Genomic DNA, 2,740 nt, shown 5'->3' on the forward strand with positions numbered 1-2,740 from the left:
AACACCCGACGCCGACACTCCCGCCTCGGTCAGCGGTCTCCGATCGCCTTCGAGAACACCCTCCAACCAACATCAACTACCCTGGCCCAAGCGGCATAGACGTGTTCAACATCCGGGGACAAGGCCCCTCCGGGATCGGTGGAGGCTCTATGCGTTGACTCCAGCCGCCGGTCGGGGCTGGTGTTGAGCGTAGTGGTTGGTTTCGTGCAGCGCTGCAGGAATCGTCTGATCGCGCATGTCGCCGCCGTGATGGGTATTTCTCGGGCTTGCGCATCGAAGTGGGTGAACCGCTATCGCCGCTATGGCCCCTGGGCCTGCACGACCGATCCTCCGCCCCTCACCGTCAGCCGACAGCGACTCGGGCTGACGTGGTCGCACGGATTGAGGAGCTGCGTCGTACCCGAAAGTGGTCCGCAGCCAGGATCGCGTTCGAACTCACCAGCCAGGGCACCTCGATCAGCCCTCGCACCGTCAGCAGGCACCTGGCCCAACTCGGGCTTAACAGTGAACCGGGCGCGTTCGGCAGCTCGTGCACGTCGGCGTCCTCGCCACGGGAGGCCGGGCCTGCTGTACGGACTCGTTCAGGGCGGCCAGCAGGATCTGCCCCGGCTCCGACTCCGGCTCCTGGAGCTCCGGCAGCTCGCGGTGCTCCCGCTTGGCCTCGATGATCTGGGCGAGGGCCTCGGTGTAGGTGTCCTGGAACTCCTCACCTTCGAGATCCTCGCGGGTCATGGTGTCCATGAGCGCGAGCGCGCCGTCGATCTCCTCGTCGCTCAGCTCGATGGGCGGGGGCAGCAGTTCCTCCGGAGACCTGATCCATCCGGCCAACGCATCGCGTGCAAAACGATGGCGTTCTCGCGGACCCGGAGCAGCCCGAGGCGCTCGCGGCCGGACCAGGCGTACTTCGCGACGGCCACCTTGCTGCTCCGGTCCAGCGCCATGCGCAGCCACTTGTACGGCTTCGCGGCGACCTGCCCACTCGGCGCCAAGTAGTAGCCCTCACCGATCTTTCTCGATCGCCTTCGCCGTCGCGGCGTGGCAGCGGCTCACCGTGGCGGGCACGCCGATACGGTCCGGTGATGGAGTGCAGCGGAGAAGAGCCAGCTCAAGGCAGCGACGCGCCCTGGGACCTCACCGCCCGGTCCTTATGTGGAGCAGCATCCGCCTCGCCGACTGAAGGGCCCTGCAGAAATCGTGGGAAGGGCAGACGAGTCCTGATGGGGAAATCAATGTCGTTCATGGGGCGTGACTTGGCTGTCGATCTTGGGACCGCCAACACGCTGGTGTACGTCAGGGGTTGTGGGATCGTACTCAACGAGCCGTCCGTTGTCGCGGTCAACACCGACACCGGTGGCATCCTCGCGGTCGGCACGGGAGCGAAGAAGATGATCGGGCGTACGCCCGGCAACATTGTTGTCGTTCGTCCGCTGAAGGACGGTGTGATTGCTGACTTCGAGATCACCGAGCGGATGCTCCGTTACTTCATTCTGAAGATCCACAAGCGGCGGCATCTGGCTCGTCCGCGGGTCGTGGTCTGTGTGCCCTCGGGCATCACGGGCGTCGAGCGCCGTGCCGTCATCGAGGCGTCGTCCCAGGCCGGCGCCCGTCAGGTGCACGTCATCGAGGAGCCGATGGCCGCAGCTATCGGCTCCGGCCTGCCGGTCCACGAGGCCACGGGCAACATGGTGGTCGACATCGGCGGCGGCACCACGGACGTGGCGGTCATTTCCTGCGGTGGCATCGTCATCGCCCAGTCCATCCGTGTCGCGGGCGACGAGCTGGACAACGCGATCGTCCAGCACGTCAAGAAGGAGTACTCCCTCCTGCTGGGTGAGCGCACGGCCGAGCAGGTCAAAATCACGATCGGTTCGGCGTGCGACCTGGAATCCGACGAGCACACCGAAATGCGCGGCCAGGACCTGGTCTCCGGGCAGCCGAAGACCGTCGTCATCTCCGCGGCCGAAGTGCGCAAGGCGATCGAGGAGCCGGTCAACGCCATCGTCGACGCCGTCAAGACGACCCTCGACAAGTGCCCGCCGGAGCTGTCCGGCGACATCATGGACCGAGGAATCGTTCTGACCGGCGGCGGAGCGCTGCTGCGCGGCCTGGACGAGCGGCTGCGCCGCGAGACGGGCATGCCGGTCCACATCGCCGAGGATCCGCTGGACAGCGTGGCGCTGGGCTCCGGCAAGTGCGTCGAGGAGTTCGAGGCGTTGCAGCAGGTGCTGGACGCCCAGCCCCGAAGATGAGGCGACACTTCGACTCCGTCGTTGGACTCCCTCGCCCGCCCGCATGGGAGGGGAACACGCGAGCGGGGTATGGACAACGTAGCTTCTGCTCTCTTGGGGGTAAGTCTCCTCGGCGCGCGACCTGCGTGCGCGCCCTTTTACAATCGGAAACACAAGGACATTCAGTCTTGGCTGCACACCCCGAAAGCTCCGCGTCTCGCCGCCCCGGACGCCTGTGGACCGTTCGCCTTGCCGGTCACAGTGAACCTCTTTCATCCTGAATAGCTGTAGGTCAGCAGTGTGTGGACGGCCTGGACGATGGTGCCGATACGGCGGGTGGAGCATCTGGTCCGGCGGAGCAGTCGCCAGGACTTCAGCTGAGCGGAGGCGCGTTCGCCGGGTGCTCGGAGACGGGCGTGGTCGCGGTTGAACTGCTGGTAGTGCTCGGGTTGTTCGCTGTGGTGGTAGTAGGGGGTTCGAAATGTGGCGCCGGCGCCCTGGTAGGCGCGGTC

4 protein-coding genes and 1 pseudogene are annotated in these 2,740 nt (G+C 66.0%); 2 read left to right on the forward strand and 3 right to left on the reverse strand.

All coding sequences use genetic code 11. The features are described 5' to 3' along the window. Window positions 1-177: 177 nt before the first annotated feature. Window positions 178-503: pseudogene (locus tag C1J00_RS41715) on the forward strand (helix-turn-helix domain-containing protein); the annotation flags it as partial. On the opposite strand, the gene C1J00_RS48650 reads toward C1J00_RS41715, so the two are convergent. Beyond that, on the reverse strand, window positions 499-828 hold the full coding sequence (locus C1J00_RS48650; protein ID WP_342751809.1) for a Ku family protein: 330 nt from the start codon (window positions 826-828) through the stop codon (window positions 499-501). The pseudogene C1J00_RS41715 and the gene C1J00_RS48650 overlap by 5 nt on opposite strands. After that, window positions 774-941: a Ku protein gene (locus tag C1J00_RS48655; protein WP_342751808.1), complete on the reverse strand. Its 168-nt coding sequence runs from the start codon at window positions 939-941 to the stop codon at window positions 774-776. Before C1J00_RS48655 ends, C1J00_RS48650 begins: the two co-directional genes overlap by 55 nt. 288 nt (window positions 942-1,229) lie before the next feature. Between C1J00_RS48655 and C1J00_RS41725 the strand changes: the two genes are divergently transcribed. Then, window positions 1,230-2,249: a rod shape-determining protein gene (locus tag C1J00_RS41725; RefSeq protein WP_102914019.1), complete on the forward strand. Its 1,020-nt coding sequence runs from the start codon at window positions 1,230-1,232 to the stop codon at window positions 2,247-2,249. Between the two features lie 251 nt (window positions 2,250-2,500). Here C1J00_RS41725 and C1J00_RS41730 read toward each other — a convergent pair. After that, a partial coding sequence (locus tag C1J00_RS41730) for a transposase family protein (RefSeq protein ID WP_146046377.1) occupies window positions 2,501-2,740 on the reverse strand: 240 nt, incomplete at its 5' end.

Origin of the sequence: Streptomyces cahuitamycinicus (assembly GCF_002891435.1) — a bacterium.
Lineage (GTDB): Bacteria > Actinomycetota > Actinomycetes > Streptomycetales > Streptomycetaceae > Streptomyces > Streptomyces cahuitamycinicus.